Origin of the sequence: Actinoplanes sp. L3-i22, assembly GCF_019704555.1 — a bacterium.
In the GTDB taxonomy this organism is placed as follows: Bacteria; Actinomycetota; Actinomycetes; order Mycobacteriales; family Micromonosporaceae; genus Actinoplanes.
On the sequence record NZ_AP024745.1, the window covers coordinates 10,421,680 to 10,439,862 of the forward strand.

18 protein-coding genes and 3 tRNA genes are annotated in these 18,183 nt (G+C 72.4%); 6 read left to right on the forward strand and 15 right to left on the reverse strand.

From position 1 onward, the window contains the following. Positions 1-22 precede the first annotated feature (22 nt). The 3 genes from L3i22_RS46105 to L3i22_RS46115 are packed head-to-tail and all read right to left on the reverse strand — an operon-like array spanning position 23 to position 2,829. Entirely contained in the window at positions 23-949 is a 927-nt protein-coding gene (locus L3i22_RS46105) for a DUF58 domain-containing protein (RefSeq protein ID WP_221323735.1), read from the reverse strand. 3 nt (positions 950-952) lie between these two features. Beyond that, positions 953-1,945, reverse strand: a complete 993-nt coding sequence (locus L3i22_RS46110) for a MoxR family ATPase (RefSeq protein WP_221323736.1) — start codon at positions 1,943-1,945, stop codon at positions 953-955. 26 nt (positions 1,946-1,971) lie between these two features. Further along, positions 1,972-2,829 (reverse strand): S1C family serine protease, encoded by an 858-nt coding sequence (locus L3i22_RS46115; protein ID WP_221323737.1) that lies wholly within the window; start codon positions 2,827-2,829, stop codon positions 1,972-1,974. Between the two features lie 222 nt (positions 2,830-3,051). On the opposite strand from L3i22_RS46115, the gene L3i22_RS46120 reads away from it, so the two are divergent. Continuing rightward, on the forward strand, positions 3,052-3,426 hold the full coding sequence (locus L3i22_RS46120; RefSeq protein WP_221323738.1) for a hypothetical protein: 375 nt from the start codon (positions 3,052-3,054) through the stop codon (positions 3,424-3,426). Between the two features lie 228 nt (positions 3,427-3,654). Beyond that, positions 3,655-4,398, forward strand: coding sequence for a hypothetical protein (locus L3i22_RS46125; protein ID WP_221323739.1), 744 nt, complete (start codon positions 3,655-3,657; stop codon positions 4,396-4,398). 86 nt (positions 4,399-4,484) lie between these two features. Here the strand turns inward: L3i22_RS46125 and L3i22_RS46130 are convergent, their stop codons facing one another. From L3i22_RS46130 to L3i22_RS46165, 8 genes are all read right to left on the reverse strand, one after another. Beyond that, positions 4,485-5,735 carry a styrene monooxygenase/indole monooxygenase family protein gene (locus L3i22_RS46130; RefSeq protein ID WP_221323740.1) on the reverse strand — a complete coding sequence of 417 codons (1,251 nt, stop codon included), beginning with the start codon at positions 5,733-5,735 and terminating at the stop codon, positions 4,485-4,487. Positions 5,736-5,754: 19 nt separating this feature from the next. After that, a complete protein-coding gene (locus L3i22_RS46135) occupies positions 5,755-6,324 on the reverse strand; it encodes an ATP/GTP-binding protein (protein WP_221330475.1) in 570 nt (189 codons plus the stop codon). 19 nt (positions 6,325-6,343) lie between these two features. Further along, positions 6,344-6,694, reverse strand: coding sequence for a DUF742 domain-containing protein (locus tag L3i22_RS46140; RefSeq protein ID WP_221323741.1), 351 nt, complete (start codon positions 6,692-6,694; stop codon positions 6,344-6,346). 13 nt (positions 6,695-6,707) lie between these two features. Continuing rightward, entirely contained in the window at positions 6,708-7,145 is a 438-nt protein-coding gene (locus L3i22_RS46145) for a roadblock/LC7 domain-containing protein (RefSeq protein WP_221323742.1), read from the reverse strand. Beyond that, positions 7,138-8,202, reverse strand: coding sequence for a sensor histidine kinase KdpD (locus L3i22_RS46150; RefSeq protein WP_221323743.1), 1,065 nt, complete (start codon positions 8,200-8,202; stop codon positions 7,138-7,140). Before L3i22_RS46150 ends, L3i22_RS46145 begins: the two co-directional genes overlap by 8 nt. Before the next feature lie 453 nt (positions 8,203-8,655). After that, positions 8,656-8,727 (reverse strand) — tRNA-Val (locus L3i22_RS46155). Positions 8,728-8,754: 27 nt separating this feature from the next. Next, positions 8,755-8,825: transfer RNA gene (locus L3i22_RS46160), tRNA-Cys, on the reverse strand. A gap of 38 nt (positions 8,826-8,863) precedes the next feature. Continuing rightward, a tRNA-Gly gene (locus tag L3i22_RS46165) sits at positions 8,864-8,935 on the reverse strand. A gap of 165 nt (positions 8,936-9,100) precedes the next feature. Between L3i22_RS46165 and eis the strand changes: the two genes are divergently transcribed. After that, complete coding sequence (eis, locus tag L3i22_RS46170; RefSeq protein ID WP_221323744.1) at positions 9,101-10,279, forward strand: enhanced intracellular survival protein Eis; 1,179 nt, start codon at positions 9,101-9,103, stop codon at positions 10,277-10,279. Between the two features lie 137 nt (positions 10,280-10,416). Here eis and L3i22_RS46175 read toward each other — a convergent pair whose 3' ends face one another. The 3 genes from L3i22_RS46175 to L3i22_RS46185 form a co-directional block, all read right to left on the reverse strand. Next, entirely contained in the window at positions 10,417-11,145 is a 729-nt protein-coding gene (locus L3i22_RS46175; protein WP_221330476.1) for an FAD:protein FMN transferase, read from the reverse strand. 250 nt (positions 11,146-11,395) lie between these two features. Then, entirely contained in the window at positions 11,396-11,914 is a 519-nt protein-coding gene (locus L3i22_RS46180) for an FMN-binding protein (RefSeq protein WP_221323745.1), read from the reverse strand. A 33-nt stretch (positions 11,915-11,947) separates the two neighbouring features. Further along, complete coding sequence (locus tag L3i22_RS46185) at positions 11,948-13,816, reverse strand: ferric reductase-like transmembrane domain-containing protein (RefSeq protein ID WP_255657660.1); 1,869 nt, start codon at positions 13,814-13,816, stop codon at positions 11,948-11,950. Positions 13,817-13,983: 167 nt separating this feature from the next. Between L3i22_RS46185 and cbiE the strand changes: the two genes are divergently transcribed. The 3 genes from cbiE to L3i22_RS46200 are packed head-to-tail and all read left to right on the forward strand — an operon-like array spanning position 13,984 to position 16,723. Next, positions 13,984-15,264: a precorrin-6y C5,15-methyltransferase (decarboxylating) subunit CbiE gene (gene cbiE, locus L3i22_RS46190; protein WP_221323746.1), complete on the forward strand. Its 1,281-nt coding sequence runs from the start codon at positions 13,984-13,986 to the stop codon at positions 15,262-15,264. Then, complete coding sequence (gene cobM / locus L3i22_RS46195; protein ID WP_221323747.1) at positions 15,261-16,004, forward strand: precorrin-4 C(11)-methyltransferase; 744 nt, start codon at positions 15,261-15,263, stop codon at positions 16,002-16,004. Before cbiE ends, cobM begins: the two co-directional genes overlap by 4 nt. Then, positions 16,001-16,723 carry a cobalt-precorrin-6A reductase gene (locus tag L3i22_RS46200; protein ID WP_221323748.1) on the forward strand — a complete coding sequence of 241 codons (723 nt, stop codon included), beginning with the start codon at positions 16,001-16,003 and terminating at the stop codon, positions 16,721-16,723. The genes cobM and L3i22_RS46200 overlap by 4 nt, the downstream gene beginning before the upstream one ends. Here the strand turns inward: L3i22_RS46200 and L3i22_RS46205 are convergent. After that, the gene (locus L3i22_RS46205; RefSeq protein ID WP_221323749.1) at positions 16,701-18,146 is read right to left on the reverse strand and encodes a GGDEF domain-containing protein; all 1,446 of its coding nucleotides are present in this window, start codon (positions 18,144-18,146) and stop codon (positions 16,701-16,703) included. The genes L3i22_RS46200 and L3i22_RS46205 overlap by 23 nt on opposite strands. Positions 18,147-18,183 lie beyond the last annotated feature (37 nt).

Sequence of the window (18,183 nt, forward strand, 5' to 3'; positions counted from 1 at the left end):
AGGAGGTACGGGTACAGGAAGCTCATCGCCGGCCTCGTCCCGACGCCTGGACCATCTGCACCAGCGCCGCCATCAGGTCCTGATCCGTGGTGATCCGGTGGTCGGCGACGCCCGCCCGGCGCATCGCGCCGGTGAGCTCCGCCTCCCGGGCGTCGACCTGGGTCGCCAGGCGGCCGCGCAGCAGCGGGTCGCTGGTGTCGACCAGGATCTGCTCGCCGGTCTCGGCGTCCTCGACCAGGATCAGGCCCAGGTCCGGCAGGTCCAGCTCGGCCGGGTCGACGACGCGGACGCAGACCACCTCGTGGCGGTGGGTGAGCATGCCGAGCGGGCGGTCCCAGCCGGGCTCGCCGATGAAGTCGGACATCACGAAGATCAGGCTGCGGCGCTTCGCGGTGGTCAGCGCCGCGAGGTTCAGCATCGCGGAAAGATCCGTGGTCGGCGCGGGCTGCTTGGACTTCCTGGCCGGCTTGGCCGGTTTGGCCGGTTTGGCCGCCGGCGCGGGCTTCAGCAGCTCATGCGCGATCCGGAGGATCTGGTCGCGGCCGCCGCGCGGCGGAATGACCTTGTGCGCGGCGTTGTCGAACAGGATCGCGCCGACCCGGTTGCCGCCCTTGGAGACCAGTTTGGCCAGGCTGACCGCCAGCTCGGTGGCGACCGAGTCCTTGCCGTCGTGCCCGCCGAAGCGCATCGACGCGGACTTGTCGACGACCAGCCAGGCGGTCAGCTCGCGGTCCTCCGTGTACTGCCGGACGAACGGCTCGTCCAGGCGGGCCGTCACGTTCCAGTCGATGTGCCGGACGTCGTCCTCCGGCGTGTAGGCGCGCAGGTCGGTGAAGTCGATCCCGGTGCCGTGCCAGACCGTGCGGTAGGCGCCCTGCAACCGCCCGTCGAGACGGCGGCCGAGCCGCCACTCCAGGCGCCGCAGCAGCCGGTCGGAGGGTGTCGCCATGGCTCAGCGGCCCCGGCCGGCGGGCTCCGGGAACGACAGGTTGGCAATGATCTTGGAGAGGATCAGGTCGGCGGTGACCTCGTCGGAGAGGGCCTCGTAGGAGAGCACCATCCGATGACGCATCACGTCCAGCGCCAGGTCGGCCAGGTCCTCCGGAACAACATATTCACGACCGCGGACGTACGCGAGAGCGCGCGCGGCCAGCACGAGACTGATCGAGGAGCGGGGGCTGGCGCCGTACGTCACATACCTCGCGAGGTCGGTCAAGCCGACCCGGGCCGGATCGCGCGACGCGTTGGCGAGCTGCACCGCGAACTCGATCAGCGACGGGTCGACGTACACCTGGTCGGCGGCCTGCTGCAGGGTGACCAGGGTTTCCGGGTCGATGATCCGCTGGAGCACGGCGGCCGGCGCGAGCGCCCGCTCCACCACCACGAACTCCTCGGTGGGGGTCGGGTAGCCGATCACCACCTTCATCATGAACCGGTCGACCTGGGCCTCGGGCAGCGGATAGACGCCCTCGTTCTCGATCGGGTTCTGGGTCGCCATGACCAGGAACGGGTTCGGCAGCTTGTGCGTCTCCCGGCCGATCGTGACCTGCCGCTCCTGCATCGTCTCCAGCAGCGCGCTCTGCACCTTGGCCGGCGCCCGGTTGATCTCGTCGGCCAGCAGCAGGTTGGTGAAGACCGGGCCGAGCTGCACCTGGAACTCGCCGGACGGCTGGTGATAGACCCGGGTGCCGACGATGTCCGCGGGGACCAGGTCGGGGGTGAACTGGACCCGGTGGAAGTCGCCGCCGATCGCCTCGGCCAGGGACTTCACCGCGAGCGTCTTGGCCAGCCCGGGCACGCCCTCGACCAGGATGTGGCCGCGGGCCAGCAGGGCCACGACCAGGCGCTCGAGCAGGATGTCCTGGCCGACGATGGTCTTCTTGACCTCGTACAGCACCTTCTCGATCGGTCCGGCGGAGGCCGGCGGGGCATCGGTCCAGCTCATGAATCCCGTCCTCAGGTCGCTGTCGCTTACAGGGGTGGTGCTCGTCCGTCGCCCTCGTCGCCGCCGCCGAGCGCGGCGCCGATCGGGACGGCGAACCCGATGCCGATGAAGGTGCCCGCGTCGGTCGGGTTGGCCAGGGCCACCACGATGCCGACCACCTGGCCCTGGTCGTTGACGAGCGGGCCGCCCGAGTTGCCGGGGTTGACCGCCGCGTCGAACTGGATCAGGCCGGCGATGTCGTCGTTCTTCTCCCGGGTGAGCTTGCGGTCCAACCCGGACACCACGCCGCTGCTGGTCGAGTCGACCAGGCCCAGCGGGTTGCCGATCGCCACCACCGTGTCGCCGACCTGCACGCCGCCGCCGAGCACCGCCGGGACCAGCGTCTCCGGCAGCTTCGCCGGGGTCAGCGTGGCGATGTCCAGCTCCGGGTTCGCGCTGGCGACCTTCGCCGCGGCGGAGGTGCCGTCGGCATACGTCAGCTTGATGGTCTCGGCGCCGTCGATCACGTGGTTGGCGGTCATCACGGTGCCGTCCGCGTTCGCGATCACGCCGGTGCCGGTGGCCGACTCCAGCGCCTTCTTCGCGTCGTGGCCGGTGGTCTGGATCAGCACCACCGAGGGCAGCAGCGTCTGGTAGATCGCGGAGACCGCGAGCGGGCCCTGCGACGCGGACGGGGACGGTTTGGGCGCGGCCGTCGGCGGGGTCGCCGAGCCGCCACCACGGGTGAAGGCCACCACGGTGATCACCACGGCCCACGCCCCGACCAGGGCGATCAGAGCCTTGCGGCGCCGGTCCGGAGTGTTCCACCGGGCCACTCGGCTGGGGGCCGGCTCCTCCGGCACGGGCTCCGGGGGTTCGGAGCCGTCCGGGCGGAGCACGGTCATCACGGCACGACCGCCACACTCAGCATTTCTCGACCCTAGAAGCGATTTCTAAGAATTCCCCGTGAGTCCTCTAATGGTTTCCGGTACGCAAGATCGCCCATCTACCGCCAAAGCGGGAATTTCGTTGAGCTGCCAGGTTGTGCCAAGAACCCGGACAGGCGGCGCACAGGTGGTCCGGTAACGATGCGCGCACGCGTATCGATCGCCTTTCAGGAGTAGCCGATGACCACCGGACTGCCCGCGCCGCACGACGGTCCCCCGGAGCCGTGGGCGCCACCCGCGCCCCGCGCGCCGGATGATCCGGGCGCGCCGAGCTTCAAGCGGACGCTGATCACCGCGGTGCTGGCCACCGCCGTCGTCAGCGCCGCCCTGACGGCCGGCGTGATGGCCGCCCTCACCGGCAGCGACAGCTCGTCCGGCGGCGGGCGCGGCGGCCCGCCCGGAACGAGTCAGCAGGGCGGTCCCGGCGGCGGGTTCGGCCGGGGCAACCAGAACGGTGGCGGGTTCCCCGGCGGCGGGGGCTTCCCCGGCGGCGGTCAGAACGGCGGCGTTCCCGGCGGCCAGCAGGCCAGCGCCGCGCCCGGCGTCGGCACCTGACTCCCGCGCGGCCCGGCCCGATCGCCGCCACGAACGGGCCGGGCCGCACGGGTCGAGCCGGCCCTGTCTCGCTCGACCCAGCCCTGTCTCGCTCGCGCCAGCCCTGTCCCGCTCGACCCGGTCCGCGGGTCGGGGCCAAGTTGACAGGGGACGCCTACATCGGGGACAGGGTCCACATAGTCCGGGCAGCGACGATCTCCTCACCGCGATGAACCGAGGAGTCGCCGCATGAGCGCGAACGAAGAAACCGGACTGCAGACCACCCCGACCCCGCCGCTCGCCGAGCCGGCCGGGGCCGTGAGCACCCTTCAGCCCCGGGACCCGTGGGCCGAGCCGACCGCCGAGCACGAGGACCCGGAACCCCCCACCGAGCTGGTCCCGACCTCGCCGGTGTCCGCGCTGCCCGCCGAGCCGCCGACCGGGGTGTTGCCCGCCGGGCCGCCGACCGGGGTGTTGCCCGCCGGGCCGCCGACCGGGGTGTTGCCGCCGAGCCAGCTCGCCGGCTCGCCCGCCGGCGCCCTCCCGGACCAGCCGGAGAACGCCCCGCCCGGCGTGATCCCGGGGCAGCTCGTGGGCGGTCCGCCGACCGGTGGCTGGGTCCCGCCCGGGCCCGCGGCGAAGAAGCCCCGCAACCCGAAGACGATCCTGATCGCCGCGGTGCTGGCCACCGCGGTGGCCAGTTCCGGGATCACCGCCGGGATCATGGCCGCGGTCGGCGGCTCGTCCAGCTCGACCGGCGTCACCCAGCAGGGCGGCCCGGGCGGTGGCGGCGGAATGCCCGGCGGAGGCGGCGGCTTCGGTGGCGGTGGCATGGGCGGCCAGAACGGCCAGCAGGGCACGACCGGCCAGCAGGGCACGACCGATCAGCAGGGCACGACCGATCAGCAGGGCACGACCGGACAGCAAGGGACGACCGGACAGCAGGGTCAGACCGGGACCACCCAGAGTGGGACCACCGGTACCGGGACCTGACGGGCCCGGAGACACGGTGGCCGTGTCCTCCATGCGGAGACGGCCACCGTGCTCACGTCGTACCAAATCGGATCTTGAATGTGATCCTAGGAACCACTGACCTCGGCGAGGTAGGCGGCGGACTTCTCCGGGTCGACGAACCAGTTGAGCAGGTCGTTCGGGTCGACGAAGCCGTAGGCGAAGCGGCGGGCGATCTGCTCGTTCGCGGTGGCGGCGCCGAGCAGCTGCTGGACGTGCGGCGGAAGCGGCTGGAGCATCGCGTTCGTCCAGCCGGTGACCGCCATGCCGTGCGCGGTCCAGAACGTCTCGAACGTGTCCGTCATCCACTGCTCGTCGAACGGCTGGTCGCCGCGCGCGAGAATCGCCTGCAGGTAGTGGTGGGCGGCCTTGGCCGCGGTGTTGCTGCCCTGACCGGTGATCGGGTCGTTGGCGATGACCACGTCGGCCAGTCCCAGGACCTGGCCGCCGCCGGGCAGGTGCGCGACCGGCCTGCGGACCGTCGGGGTGTACCGGCCGTGCAGGGTGGCCTTGGCGTCGGTGAGCCGGACGTTGCCGGCGCGCGCGGCGACCCACGGCAGGTGCTCGCGGATCAGGTCGAGGGTGATCTCGAGGTGCTGCCCGGGGGCCATCCGGCCGGTGTTGCCGGCCCAGCGGTCCAGCGGCCCGCCGGGGACCGCCTCCCAGAACAGGATGTCGCACGGGCCGGTGTGGGTCAGGCCGGGGATCACGAAGAGCTCGCCGAGGCCGGGCAGGGCGTGGAAGCCGACGTGCGGCTCCGGCCACTCCGGGTCCGGCTCCAGGCCGTGCACGTAGGCGACGGCCAGGCCGCGCTGCGGCTCGGCGTACGGCGACCGCTCCGGATCCCGGTCGAACATCGCCACCAGGTCGCCCTTGCCGGCCGCGACGATCGTCAGGTCGTAGCGGCCGAGCTGGGTGATCGCGTCCAGGTCCTGGGTGGTGGCCGCGTTGTAGACCACCTCGACGCCCCGCTCCTCGGCGTCCTCCAGCCAGCGGGCCATCTTCACCCGCTGGTCGGTGGACTGGGCCGGGCGGTCCAGCGGCGCGTTGAACGCCAGCGCCAACTGTCCCTTCTCGACCGAGAGCTGCGGCCGCAGCCCGTGGATCGGTGGGGACTCCTGCTCCCAGTGGTTCAGTCCGTAGGCCCGCTCGGTGCCCAGCGCCAGGTCGAACATCGCCTGGGTGGACGTGGGCCAGCCGGTGCGGATCTCGTCCGGGGTACGCGCCGACATGAGGGTGACGTCGTATCCCTCGGCGCGGAGGCTGAGGGCGAGCTGGAGGCCGGCCTGACCGGCCCCCACGATGAGTATCTTGCGCACAGTGATGCCTCCTGTGTGACTACAAGCCGACGCCTTGACCGGCGAGGGCGGTGGCGCGCTCCGTCGCGTGGTTCACCACGGCCAGCAATGCGTGCGCGACGTTGCGCGGTTCGCGGATGTCCGCGGCGATCAGCGGGACGTGCGGGGGCAGGGTGAGCGCCTCCCGTACCTCGGAGAGCTCGTGGGTCTGGAGGCCGTGGAAGAGATTGACGCAGACGATCCACGGCACGTCCGCGTCGTTCTCGAAGTAGTTGACCGCGGCGAACGAGTTCTCCAGATGGTTGGTGTCGACCAGGACCAGGGCGCCGACCGCGCCCCGGACCAGGTCGTCCCACATCGGCCAGAACCGGGGCTGGCCCGGCGTGCCGAACAGATAGAGCACAAGGGAATCGTCGACGGTCACCCGGCCGAAGTCCATCGCCACCGTGGTGGTGACCTTGTCGATGCCAGGATCGAGGCGGTCGATCTGGGCGGCGGCGGCGGTCATCCAGGACTCGGTGCGAATTGCCGGAATTTCCGAGATGGCCTCGACCGCGGTCGTCTTGCCCACGCCGAAACCCCCGGCGATCACGATCTTCGCCGAGGACATCCCGCCGTTCAGGCTCGCGTCAGGTGAGTCGGAGGAGGCCGGCACGAAGTCTCTCCAGGAGCGCTAGATCTTGCGAGGGGCGAGCGTCATGAACGACCAGCTGTCCGATCTTGAGCAGGTCGTTGATCAGCAGTCGGGTGAGCCCGAGCGGCAGCCCGCAGGACGCCGACAGCTCGGCCACCGAGCACATCCGGCGGGCCTGCTCGTAGAGCGAGCGGGTGGCCGGGGCCAGGCTGGCGGCGAGGACCGGGTCGTAGCGGTTGCCGGTGGAGACCAGGGTGTGGATCAGGAGGGGACTGCGGCTGCTGGTTCGCCCCCGCGCGGTCATGTACGGGCGCACCTTCCAGTGCAGCCCCGGCCTTCGGGCCATCAACGGCCTCCGATCAACGAGCCGGTGCGGGCAGCGTGCCTTGGTGCAGCGCGTGCCGGGTCTCCGGGGTCAGCGCGTGGCCGACCGCCTGGCTGAACGTGGTCATCGCGTACCCCAGGTGTCCGATCTGGGTCTGGGGTTGAGCGGAGACGAGCAGCGCCGCGACGAACTCGCCGTGCGGGTCGTCGATCCGCAGGAACGCCAGATGGCCGTGCGGGTAGCGGATGCTCAGGTTCTCCGGGGCGCCGAGCTGCAGCAGGCCGCCGAGCTGGCCGGTGATGCCGAGGAAGCCGGCGGCGAGCGCGGCGACGCTCTCCGCGTGCGCCTGGCTGAGATGTCCGGACGAGGCCAGTTGCAGGCCGTCGGCGGAGACCAGGACGACCGCGCTGATCGTCGGCACCTCACGGACGAGCTGGCCGATCAGCCAGGAGACATCCGGGTTGTCAGTCATGGGGGTCCTTCGAGTTCTGCTGGGGGGATTTCGCCCGGGCCGCGTCGACGCCCGCGTTGAAATCCGCGGCGTCGTCGTGCCAGGCGGTCTGGTGGACCTCGGTGGTGACCGGGGGCGGCGGCGCGCTGGTCCGGACGCTGGCCGGCACCCGGCGCGGCATCGGCTTCGGCACCGCCGGGAGCAGCATGGTCACGTCGTTCTGATGGTTCTGCTGGTTCTGCGCCGGGACCGCCGGCGGCTCCGGGGCGGTCGAGTCCGGCTCCGGGCGCGGCGCCTCGCAGAGCAGGTCCGCCCCGATCAGCAGCATCGCGACCGTGCCGCGCGGCTGGCGCGGCACCAGCCGGACCCGCAGCGAACGGTGCCGGTGGGTCAGCACCGACGCCACGGCCAGGCCCAGGTGCGCCGGCTGCAGCTCACCGGCGGCCGGCCCGTCCGCCAGCAGCGACTCGATCCACGGCTGGTGCGCCGGATTGAGGCCGATCCCGTTGTCCTCCACCCGGATCACCACGTCACCGTCGCCGGTCAGGTGCGCGGCGATGCTGACCGGCTCGGTCGGCGGCGAATAGCGGTCGGCGTTGTCGATCAACTCGGTCAGGATCCGGATCACGTCGTCGGCGGCGTTCGCGGCCACCGCGAGATCGGCGATCGGGCCGAAGTGCAGCCGCTCGTAGTGCTCGACGGCGCCGCCGGCCGCCTGGGTGATCTCGTGCAGTGAGGTGATCTGCTGGTCCGGGTCGTCGAACGGCTCACCGGTGAGGACCCGCAAGTTCTCCGCCAGCCGCCGGACCCGGGTCACCGAGTGGTCGATCCGGAACAGGATCTTGCGGCGTTCGGCGTCCTGCTCGCGGAATTCGGCTTCCCCGATGTGGTGAACGGCCTCCCACGTAAGGGTGAGCAGCCGCAGAGCGAACTCACCGGCGACCGGCCGCCAGGGGTCCGGCTTCTCCGCCGGTCGCGGTTGCTGCGGGGTCAGGACCTTCTCCGGTACGGCGTCAGGTACGCCCTGCTCGCGCCGCCGCCCGCGTAGCCAGCTCATCCAGCGGCCTGCCTCGGGCATCGATTGCTCCCCAATTCGCCTTCTGTAGTACCGGAACAGCAGAAGATCACCGCCTGCGAGGTCTGTACCGTACCCGCCCGGTTGTCGGGATGGCTATCGGCGATACCTCACACACTTGACCTTGGCCGGGCCGGGGATGTGGCCGGCTCGTCCGCGTGGACGAGCCCTGAACTGCGAACGTACGCCGGTCCATAGTGGATCATGTCGGACTGGGGGTGCGCTGCGCTCGGTGGCCGCGAAGTTACGGGGTGTCATGGGGGGTTGATTCGCATCATTCGCATCATCGATGCCGGGCGGCCCTTGATCGGCTTTGCGGCCGGCCCTTGATCGGCGATGCGAGCGACTCTTGATCGGCTTGCGGGCGGCTCTTGATCGGCTTTTGCCGGAGCGGCCGGGCAACACGAAAGCGCCCCCCGCTCGCGGAATCCGCGAACAGGGGGCGCTGTCAGTACGTGGGCGATACTGGGATCGAACCAGTGACCTCTTCCGTGTCAAGGAAGCGCGCTCCCGCTGCGCCAATCGCCCTGGCTTCGCTTCCGAAGAAGCATTGCGAGGTGGAGACGGGATTTGAACCCGTGTACACGGCTTTGCAGGCCGTTGCCTCGCCTCTCGGCCACTCCACCGAGCCAGCCCCGCACGTGTACCTGTGAAGGCCTCTCCGAGCGGACGACGGGATTCGAACCCGCGACCCTCACCTTGGCAAGGTGATGCGCTACCACTGCGCCACGTCCGCATGTCGTTTGGTCTTCCCTGGCGACGGAAGAAACGATAGCCGGTCACCTGCGACTTCGCCAAACCGGGGTCCCCAGGCGTGTCGTGAGCTGGGCGGACGCCGGGTTATCCACAGGAGGGGAATTTGGCGCGCGGGAGGCCGCCCGGTTCGGTTTGGATGTGGGGCATGGAGATCCGGCAGATCAGCGCCGAGGAGCGCCTGACCACCTCGTTCCCCCTGCAGGCCTATGCGTTCATGCCGTCGCCCTGGTCCGACGAGGAGGTCGAGCGCTATCGGAAGCGCATGCGCTTCTTCACCACCACGACCAGCCTGATCGCCGAGGAGGACGGGGCGACGCTGGCCGGCGTCGCCGCCCTGCCGATGCGGCAGAACGTGCGCGACCTGGTGCACGACATGGCCGGCGTGGCCGGGGTCGCCTCGCATCCGTCGGCGCGGCGCCGCGGGCTGGTGCGGGAGCTGCTGACCCGGCTGCTGCGCCAGATGCGCGAGCAGGGCTGCACGGTGAGCGCGCTCTATCCGTTCCGCCCCAGTTTCTACGCCCGGTTCGGTTATGTCGGCATCCCCCGGTCCCGCACGGCCAGGTTCACCCCGGAAGGGCTTTCCGAGCTGCTGCGGCGCGATCTTCCCGGTTCGGTCCAGCGCCTGCCGATCAAGGAGGGCTTCGAGGCGTACGACGTCTTGCTGCACCGTCTCCTCGCCGACCGGCACGGGTTCGCGGTCTTCGACGAGACCCGGTCCGCGGAGGTCCGGGAGGAGCCGATGTGGGTGGCGCTCGCCCGGGTCGGCGACGAGGTGGTCGGCGGCGTTCGGTACCGGGTGGACGAGCACGGCGGCGACCTCCTCGCGTCGAACCTGTTCAGCACCGGGCCGCTCGGGCGGGCCCTGCTGCTGCAGTTCTTCGCCCGGCACGTCGACCAGGTCCGGCACGTCGAGGTGCTGCTCGGGGCGGACGAGACACCCGAGCTGTGGGGCACCGACATGACCGTGACCACCACGGCGACGGTGGACAATCCGACGCACAACGCCCCGATGGCCCGCGTGCTGGACGTGCCCGGGCTGGCCGGCAGCCGGGTCGGCCACGGCGGCATCACCGTGGAGATCACCGGCGACGAGCTGATCGGCGGGGTGTGGACGCTCGGGGCCGACGACGGGCAGCTGACGGTGAAGCCGGGCGGCATCCCGGCGGCGACGTTGACGGCGGGCGGGTTCAGCGCGCTGGCGTATGGGGCGCTGGATCCGGTGGAGGTGGTCACTCGCGGGCTGGGTGATCTGGACGGCGGGGCGGTGGATCGGTTGGGCGCGCTGTTCCCGCGGCGGACGCCCTACCTGTTCGCCGAGTTCTGATCCGAACGCCACGCCCGGCGCGAGCGCGGGCACGGCACGACGCGGGCACGGCGTGGCGCGGGCACGGCGTGGCGCGGGCACCGCACGGCGCGGGTGCGGCGTGGCACGGGCACGGCGCGGCGCGGGCACGGCGCGGGTTAGCGGGCGATGGGGAGGGCTGGGGAGGTGAACGCTCGGCCGTCTTCGGTGACGGCGGCGGACTCGTAGCCGTCGGCGACGCGTTTGGCGAGCCAGGACAGGCCTGGTTCGCCCATGGCCAGGGCGGCGGTGGCGTAGGCGTCGGCCACGGCCAGGTCGGGGCCGACGACGGTGACCGAGCGGAGTCCGGTCGCCGGGGCGCCGGTGCGGGGATTCCAGACGTGGGCGCCGCGCTCGTAGGTGCCGGACGTGGCCACCGCGCCCTCCTTGACCGCGAGGACCCAGGCCAGCTTGTCGGCCTCCCACGGGTGGCGGATGCCGACCCGCCACGGGCCGCCGTCCGGGGCGGCGCCGCGCATCCGGATGTCGCCGCCGGCGTTCAGGTGGTGGCGGGTGGAGCCGGCGGCGGCGAGGCGGGCCGAGGCGACCTCGACGGACCAGCCCTTGACGTAGCCGGACGGGTCGAGCGGGCCCTTCGCGTACGCGTCGAAGTAGCCGTCGGTGTCCCGCCACAGGTCGGCGCAGCGGTCCAGGACCAGGCGCAGGTCCGCCGAGCAGTCCTCCGGGCGGATCTCCCGGCGCTGGAGGCGGGAGACCTCGCTGTCCGCCTTGTACGTGCTGAACCGGGCGTCGACCTCGTGCAGCCACGCGCAGGTGGACTCGATCAGCTCCCGCAGCCGCGATTCCGGGAGGTCGTCGGCGAGCTCGATGCTGACGACGGTCCCCATGACCTGCTCGACGTGGCGCACGAAAAGACCCTACGCGCGCGGCCCGACACCCGCGACGCCCGGCGACCGAGGTGCGAGGCGGGACGCGGGAACCGTGACGGCCGGCGACCGAGGTGCGACGCGAGACGCAAGGGCTGTGGCCCCTGGCGAGCGGGGCGAGGGATCCGTGACGGCGAGCGGGCGAGGGGTGGCGCCCGCAGCCCCGTCACGACCAGCCCCGTCACGACCAGCCCTGGCCGGGCGCATCGGGTCAGGCGCCGGCGGCGTCGAGGGCGGCCTGCAGCGACGTGACGTACGACTGGCTGGTGAACGTCGCGCCCGAGACCGTGTCGACCTTGGCGCTCTGGGCGGACAGAGTCTCCTGGTTCAGCTTGGTGACCGCGTTCGGGTTGATCGTCGCGCTGAAGCCGGTCTTCGGGTACGTCGCGTTCGCGCTGGAGATCTTGCCGCCGCTGACCTTGATGGTGACCTGGACCGTGCCGTACGGATTCTGCACGGCCTTGCCCTTGTAGGTGCCGGCCTTCAGGCCGGTCTCGTCGGCCGCCTCGGTCGGCTTCGCGGTCTCCTTCTTCTTCGAACCGGCCGACGCCGAGGCAGCCGGCTTCTTCGCGCCCGCCGAGGTCTCCGCCGGGGCGGGCTCGTCGGTCAGCTCCTGAGCGGCCGGCGCGGCTTCCGCCGGTGCCGCCGGCGGCTGCACGCTCAGGCGGACCCCGAGGATCAGGGCCGCGCCGGTGAGGGTGCCGACGGCTGCTGCGGTACTACGGCGCATGGCGAAACTCCAGGTCGTAGGGGGTAGAGGGGATCAGAATTCGAACGGGTCGAGGTGGATCTGGCTGTCCGGGACCTCGAGCTGCTTGAGCGTCCCGACGGCCGCGTTCACCAGTCCGGGCGGGCCGCACAGGTAGACGTCGCGGCGGTTCACGTCGGGGACCAGGCCGCGGAGCCCGTTCTCGGTGAACAGCCGGCGCGGGCCCGGGTCGGTGCGGGAGCCGACGATGTAGCGCACCCAGGCGTCCCGCTCCTCGGCCAGCTCCTCCAGCTCGGCGCGGAACACCAGCTCGTCCGGGCGGCTGGCCCGGTAGATCACGATCGTGTCGGCCGGCATGTCCTCGAGCAGCGCGCGGATCGGCGCGATGCCGCTGCCACCGGCGATCAGCAGGGCGCGACGCCGGGTCCGGCGCTGCGCGGTGAACGTGCCGAACGGGCCCTCGGCCCAGATCGGCGTGCCCGGCCGCAGCTGGCCCAGCTTGGAGGTGTGCCCGCCGGCGACGGTCACGGTCAGGCGCAGCCACTCCCGGTTCGGGGCGGCGGAGAGCGAGAACGGGTGCGACTGCCACCAGCCGTTGCCGTTCAGGAACCGCCAGCGCATGAACTGGCCGGCCTGCGCGGGCAGCTTGTCCAGGTTCTTCGCGGCGATGTAGATCGAGAACGTGTTGGCGCCCTCGGCGACCACCTCGGCGACGTTGAACCGGTGCCGGGCGTTCAGCCAGAGCGGCTCGACGATCCGGCCCCAGACCAGGGCGGCGATCACCAGCGCGCCCAGGCCGGGCCAGAAGTAGGAGGCGAACCGGCCGCTGAGGTCCGCGCCGGTGGCGACCTGGTGGCCGTATCCCAGGAGCAGGACCAGGTAGCCGGTGAGGTGGATCAGGTGCCAGAACTCGTACGGCAGATGGGTCCGCAGCCACCGGATCGAGGTGAACGACAGCAGGACCAGCAGCCCGGTGGCGACCGTCGCGCTGAGCATCTCCGGGAACGTCTTGACCATGGTCCACGCCTGGTCGACGACGCCGGACTGGGCGAGCAGCGCGTAGCCGTAGACGATCGTGACGATGTGCCCGATCACCGCGACCAGCAGCGACGTGCCCAGCCAGCGGTGCCAGCGGAGCAGGTCCCGGGACCCGACCCACTCCTCCAGCCAGGAGACCCGGCTCATCATCAGCAGCTGGATGAAGAGCAGGTAGCCGCCGACCAGGCCGGAGACCCGCCCGACGGCCAGCATCATGGTCGCGGTGTCGGTGATCGCGCCGGCCTGCGTGTCGAACAGCCACAGCGCGACGCTGGTGGCCAGGCCGGAGAAGAACAGCATGACCGTGAAGAGCCGGTTGCCCGAGGTGGCCTCGGCCGGCGGGCGGTCGTCCTCCGGCACCGGGACGCCGGTGCCGACCTTCCAGCCGGTCGGCGAGGTGTTCGACTCGACGACGATGTCGCCGCGGCGGTAGGGGTCGGCGGGCCGGGCCTGCGGGGTGGGCTCCTGCTCGGGCCACTCCGGCATCGAGTCCCAGGACGGCGCGGCGTGGGACGGGCCGTCCCAGGCGGGTCGCTCGGCCTGGGAGGAACGCGAACCTTGGGAAGGGGAGTCCCAGGACGGACGCTCATCCACCGAAGTCGAGGATTCGTAACGCGCCGCGGACCGGGAGGGGGAATCCCAGGACGGGCGGTCGTCGTCGTACCGAGACGGGGACTCGCGGCGGATCGGTTCGCGGCGGGACGGGGTCTCCTGCCGCGGGGTCGAGCGCGACGGGGAGTCCCAGGAGGGCCGTTCCGGGGCACGGGACCAGGAGTCCCGCTCCTCCTCCCGGGAGCCGTCACGCGGATCCGCGCGCAGGCCGGCGAAGTAACCGTCGTCGTCGTCCGGTAGTTCACGCTGGTCCTGGAAGGCCGGTATGGCCATCGTCCTCACCTGCTCACCAGTCGTCTTACGGCGTCCGCCACCCCTGCGGCCGACGTGACAGCCCGGTCTCGGTTCGAAGCCGTCAGGAATGCGTACGCACGCGGTCGCCGGATGGCTCAACCTCGGACCGAGAAATTCCGGATCCCGGGACGGGATAGGTTCACCGGATGCGTTCGGAAACCCCACCGGTGGTCACTGTCGTCGGCATCGGCGCCGGAGGCTGGCAAGACCTTTCCGGTACGGCCCGGACCCGGCTCGCCGACGCCGAACTGATCCTCGGCGGCCCCCGCCAGCTGGCCCTGCTCCCGCCGGACGCCACCAGCGCCGCGCGCCGCCCGTGGCCCACTCCCCTGCTCCCGGCGCTCCCCTGCCTGTTCGAGGCCGAGCGCGACCGCCGGATCTGCGTGCTGGCCAGTGGCGACCCGATGTTCCACGGGATCGGCGCCACACTCGCCCGGGTCCTGGGACCGGACCGCCTGCGGGTGCTCCCGCACCCGTCCTCGGTGTCGCTGGCCGCCGCCCGGCTCGGCTGGGACCTGGCCCGCGCCGACGTGGTGAGCCTGGTGACGGCCCCGGTCGCGAGCCTGGGCCGGGCGCTCAACCCGGGTCGCCGGATCCTGGTCCTGGCGGCGGGCGCGGACACGCCCGCGGCCGTCGCCGGCTACCTGACCACCCGGGGCTTTCCGAAGGCCCGGCTCACCGTGCTGGAGCAGCTCGGCGGCCCGGACGAGCGGGTGCTGACCGGCTCGGCCGGCGACTGGGCGATGCCGTCCGGCGACCCGCTCAACGTGATCGCCGTCGAGTGCGGCGACGGCCCGGCTCTGCCGGTGGTCCCGGGGCTGCCCGACGGCGCGTACGAGTCGGACGGCCAGCTCACCAAGCGCGAGGTCCGCGCCGTCACCCTGGCCGCACTCGCACCGGCCCCGGGTGAGCTGCTCTGGGACGTCGGCGCCGGCTCGGGCAGCATCGGCATCGAGTGGCTGCGGAGTCATCCGGCCTGCCGCGCGGTGGCGATCGAGTCGGACGCCGGCCGGGTCGCCACGATCACCGCGAACGCCGCCGCGCTCGGCGTGCCCGGCCTGCGGGTCGTGCACGGACCGGCCCCGGAGGCGCTCGACGGCCTGCCCGTCCCGGACACCATCTTCATCGGCGGCGGGGTGACCCGCGACGGCGTACTGGCGAAGTGTCTGGAAATGCTGCGCCCGGGCGGCCGGCTGGTGGCGAACGCGGTGACGGTCGAGTCGGAAGCCGTGCTGGCCGGGGCATACGCGAGACTGGGCGGCGAGCTGACCCGCCTGACGGTGCAGCGCGGCTCGCCGGTGGGCGGTTTCACCGGCTGGCGCTCCTTCATGCCGGTGACGATCTGGACGGTGACCCCCATGACCGCGCCCCGCCAAACGACGGTGACCCCCATGACCGCGCCCCGCGAAACGACGGTGACGCCATGACCGTGCACTTCATCGGCGCCGGGCCCGGCGCCGCCGACCTGATCACGCTGCGCGGCCACCGGCTGATCAACGAGGCCCCGATCTGCCTGTACGCGGGCAGCCTGGTCCCCGCCGAGCTGCTCGACGCCTGCCCACCCGGCGCCCGGCTGGTCGACACCGCGAACCTGACCCTCGACGAGATCGTCGCCGAGATGGTCACCGCGCACGCGGCCGGCCAGGACGTGGCCCGCCTGCACTCCGGCGACCCGTCGGTGTTCAGCGCGGTCGCCGAGCAGATGCGCCGGCTCGACGCGGCCGGCGTCCCCTACGACGTCACCCCGGGCGTGCCGGCGTTCGCCGCGGCCGCCGCCGCGCTGGGCCGCGAGTTCACCGTCCCCGGGGTCGCACAGACGGTGATCCTGACCCGGACCGCCGAGCGGGCCACCGCGATGCCGCCCGGCGAGGACCTGGCCACGCTCGGCGCGAGCCGGGCCACGATGGTCCTGCACCTGGCCGTGCAGCGGATCGACGCGGTGGTCGCCGAGCTGGTCGGCAACTACGGCGCGGACTGCCCGGTCGCGGTGGTGGCCCGGGCCAGCCGGCCGGACGAGCTGGTGGTCCGGGGCACGCTCGCCGACATCGCCGACCGGGTCAAGGCGGCCGGGATCAAGCGGACCGCGGTGATCGTGGTCGGCGCCGCGCTGACCGCCGGCCAGTTCCCGGACAGTCACCTCTACTCGGCGGACCGCTGCCGGACATGAGGGTGCTGATCCTGGGCGGCACCACCGAGGCCCGTGAGCTGGCCCGGCTGATCGCCGGCGAGCACCGGGTGATCAGCTCGCTGGCCGGCCGGACCGGCACGCCGCGGCTGCCCGACGGCGAGGTCCGGGTGGGCGGGTTCGGCGGGGTGGACGGGCTGGCCGCGTTCCTCGCCGGCGAGCGGATCGACGTCCTGGTCGACGCGACACATCCGTTCGCGGCGACGATGAGCGAGCACGCGGTCGCGGCGGGCGGGGCTGCCGCCGTACCCCTGCTGATCTTGCGAAGGCCCGGCTGGACCGCGTCGCCGGGCGATGATTGGCACCGCGTCGCGTCGGTCGCGGAAGCGGCCGCGACGCTGAACCGGGAGCGGGTCTTCCTGACCACCGGGCGGCAGACGTTGCGGGCGTTCGCCGGGCTGGACGACTGCTGGTTCCTGGCCCGGTCGGTGGAGCCGCCCGAGCCGCCGATGCCCCGGCGACTCGAGGTGCTGCTGGCGCGGGGGCCGTTCACCGTCGAGGACGAGCGGCGGCTGCTCGCCGAGCACCGGATCGACGTGCTGGTCACCAAGGACAGCGGCGGATCGGACGCGAAGCTGGTGGCGGCGCGGGAGATGGCCGTACCGGTGCTGATGATCGACCGGCCCGGCCGGCCCGCGGCACCCACCGTGCCCACCGCGGCGGCCGCGGCGGCCTGGCTCAGACGGCCACCGCGTCCTTGACCACGGCGCCGTAGCAGACCACCCGGTTCTTGCCGCCCGCCTTGGCGGCATACATCGCCTGGTCGGCGCGGCGCAGCAGGTCCGCGACGGTGACCCCGGGCTCGGCGAACGCGACCCCGATGCTGGCGCCGACCCGGACCGTGCCGGCCGTCAGCCGCACCGGCTCGCACAGCTCGGCACAGAGCCGCCGCGCCCGGTCCGCACCGGCCGGACCGGTCAGGAGCAGGGCGAACTCGTCGCCGCCGAAACGCGCCGCGACACCGTCCCGGCCGGTCGCCGCGCCGATCCGCTCGGCGACCGCGACCAGCAGCTCGTCCCCGGCCGCGTGCCCGTGCTCGTCGTTGACCCGCTTGAAGCCGTCCAGGTCGATGTTGAGCAGCGCGACCGGGTCGCCGCCGTCGATCGCGGATCCGGCCGCGCGCAGGAACTTCGCCCGGGTCGGCAGTCCGGTCAGGTGGTCGTGGTGCGCGCGGTACTCCAGCTCGACCCGGGCCTGGTGCGCCTCGTCGGCGAGGATGACCTGGTAGGAGAGGCTGCGGAAGGCGTCCAGCACCTCGACCGGGACGGCCCGGCGGCCACCGACCAGCATCAGCAGCGGCGCGGTGGCCGGCTCGCCGCCGAGCGGGTCGACGTGCCACCGATCGAAACCGGGCACCAGCGTGGTGAGCTCCGCCTCGTCCGGGACGTCGCCGGCCAGGCGGTGCCCGGCCAGGCCGTCCGGTGTGCCGGCCCCGAAGGTGACCCGGAGCCCGTCCGTGTCCCGGAAGGCGATCAGCAGCGCCACCCCGGGGTGCATCCGGACCAGCTCCTGCGAGGTCCGCTCGCCGATCCGGCGGATCTCGGCGCCGTCGGTCACCGCGAGCAGTTCGTGCCCGGCCTGGGTGAGCCTCGCGTCCCGGGCCGCGGCCCGCTCCTGGCGCTCCAGGCCCAGGTAGAACGCCCTGGTCAGGACGCCCATCAGGAAGATCTGCGGGAGCAGGCCGAGCACCGACGGGGAGTGCCAGGAGGTCGCCTGGCTGACCACGTCCGGGGAGATCGCGACCGCGGCCGGCATCGCGACGAGCGACCCGGCCATCCGGGCCAGCCAGCGCCGGTTCGTGTCGTAGAGCGAGCAGACGATCAGGGCGGCCAGCGCGATCGCGGTGCCGGCCAGCGGGTCCTTGAGCCCGGCCGCGCCGAGCGTGACCAGCACCGGGAGCACCGGCACACTCCACCAGGAGCTGCGCCGGCGCCGGTGCATCACGACGATCAGCACCACCACGGCGACGATCGAGGCGGCGGCGACCCGGTGGTAGGCCGCCGAACGCACCGCGTTGCCGACCTGCCCGAGTTGCACCAGGATCGCCAGCCCGCCGATGCAGGCCGCGGCGAGCCTGGTCCGGTCCACGGTCCGGGTCGGCAACGACAGCCAGTCTCTCTGCACGGCGGGACCAATCGGCCGCCCCGCCGGGGACCTGAGC

Excerpts from the sequence above, each read along its gene's own strand:
- L3i22_RS46105 (WP_221323735.1), bottom strand. The coding sequence starts at position 949 with ATGGCGACACCCTCCGACCGGCTGCTGCGGCGCCTGGAGTGGCGGCTC.
- L3i22_RS46110 (WP_221323736.1), bottom strand. The coding sequence starts at position 1,945 with ATGAGCTGGACCGATGCCCCGCCGGCCTCCGCCGGACCGATCGAGAAG.
- L3i22_RS46115 (WP_221323737.1), bottom strand. The coding sequence starts at position 2,829 with ATGACCGTGCTCCGCCCGGACGGCTCCGAACCCCCGGAGCCCGTGCCG.
- L3i22_RS46120 (WP_221323738.1), top strand. The coding sequence starts at position 3,052 with ATGACCACCGGACTGCCCGCGCCGCACGACGGTCCCCCGGAGCCGTGG.
- L3i22_RS46125 (WP_221323739.1), top strand. The coding sequence starts at position 3,655 with ATGAGCGCGAACGAAGAAACCGGACTGCAGACCACCCCGACCCCGCCG.
- L3i22_RS46135 (WP_221330475.1), bottom strand. The coding sequence starts at position 6,324 with ATGTCCTCGGCGAAGATCGTGATCGCCGGGGGTTTCGGCGTGGGCAAG.
- L3i22_RS46140 (WP_221323741.1), bottom strand. The coding sequence starts at position 6,694 with ATGGCCCGAAGGCCGGGGCTGCACTGGAAGGTGCGCCCGTACATGACC.
- L3i22_RS46145 (WP_221323742.1), bottom strand. The coding sequence starts at position 7,145 with ATGACTGACAACCCGGATGTCTCCTGGCTGATCGGCCAGCTCGTCCGT.
- L3i22_RS46150 (WP_221323743.1), bottom strand. The coding sequence starts at position 8,202 with ATGCCCGAGGCAGGCCGCTGGATGAGCTGGCTACGCGGGCGGCGGCGC.
- eis (WP_221323744.1), top strand. The coding sequence starts at position 9,101 with ATGGAGATCCGGCAGATCAGCGCCGAGGAGCGCCTGACCACCTCGTTC.
- L3i22_RS46175 (WP_221330476.1), bottom strand. The coding sequence starts at position 11,145 with ATGGGGACCGTCGTCAGCATCGAGCTCGCCGACGACCTCCCGGAATCG.
- L3i22_RS46180 (WP_221323745.1), bottom strand. The coding sequence starts at position 11,914 with ATGCGCCGTAGTACCGCAGCAGCCGTCGGCACCCTCACCGGCGCGGCC.
- L3i22_RS46185 (WP_255657660.1), bottom strand. The coding sequence starts at position 13,816 with ATGGCCATACCGGCCTTCCAGGACCAGCGTGAACTACCGGACGACGAC.
- cbiE (WP_221323746.1), top strand. The coding sequence starts at position 13,984 with ATGCGTTCGGAAACCCCACCGGTGGTCACTGTCGTCGGCATCGGCGCC.
- cobM (WP_221323747.1), top strand. The coding sequence starts at position 15,261 with ATGACCGTGCACTTCATCGGCGCCGGGCCCGGCGCCGCCGACCTGATC.
- L3i22_RS46200 (WP_221323748.1), top strand. The coding sequence starts at position 16,001 with ATGAGGGTGCTGATCCTGGGCGGCACCACCGAGGCCCGTGAGCTGGCC.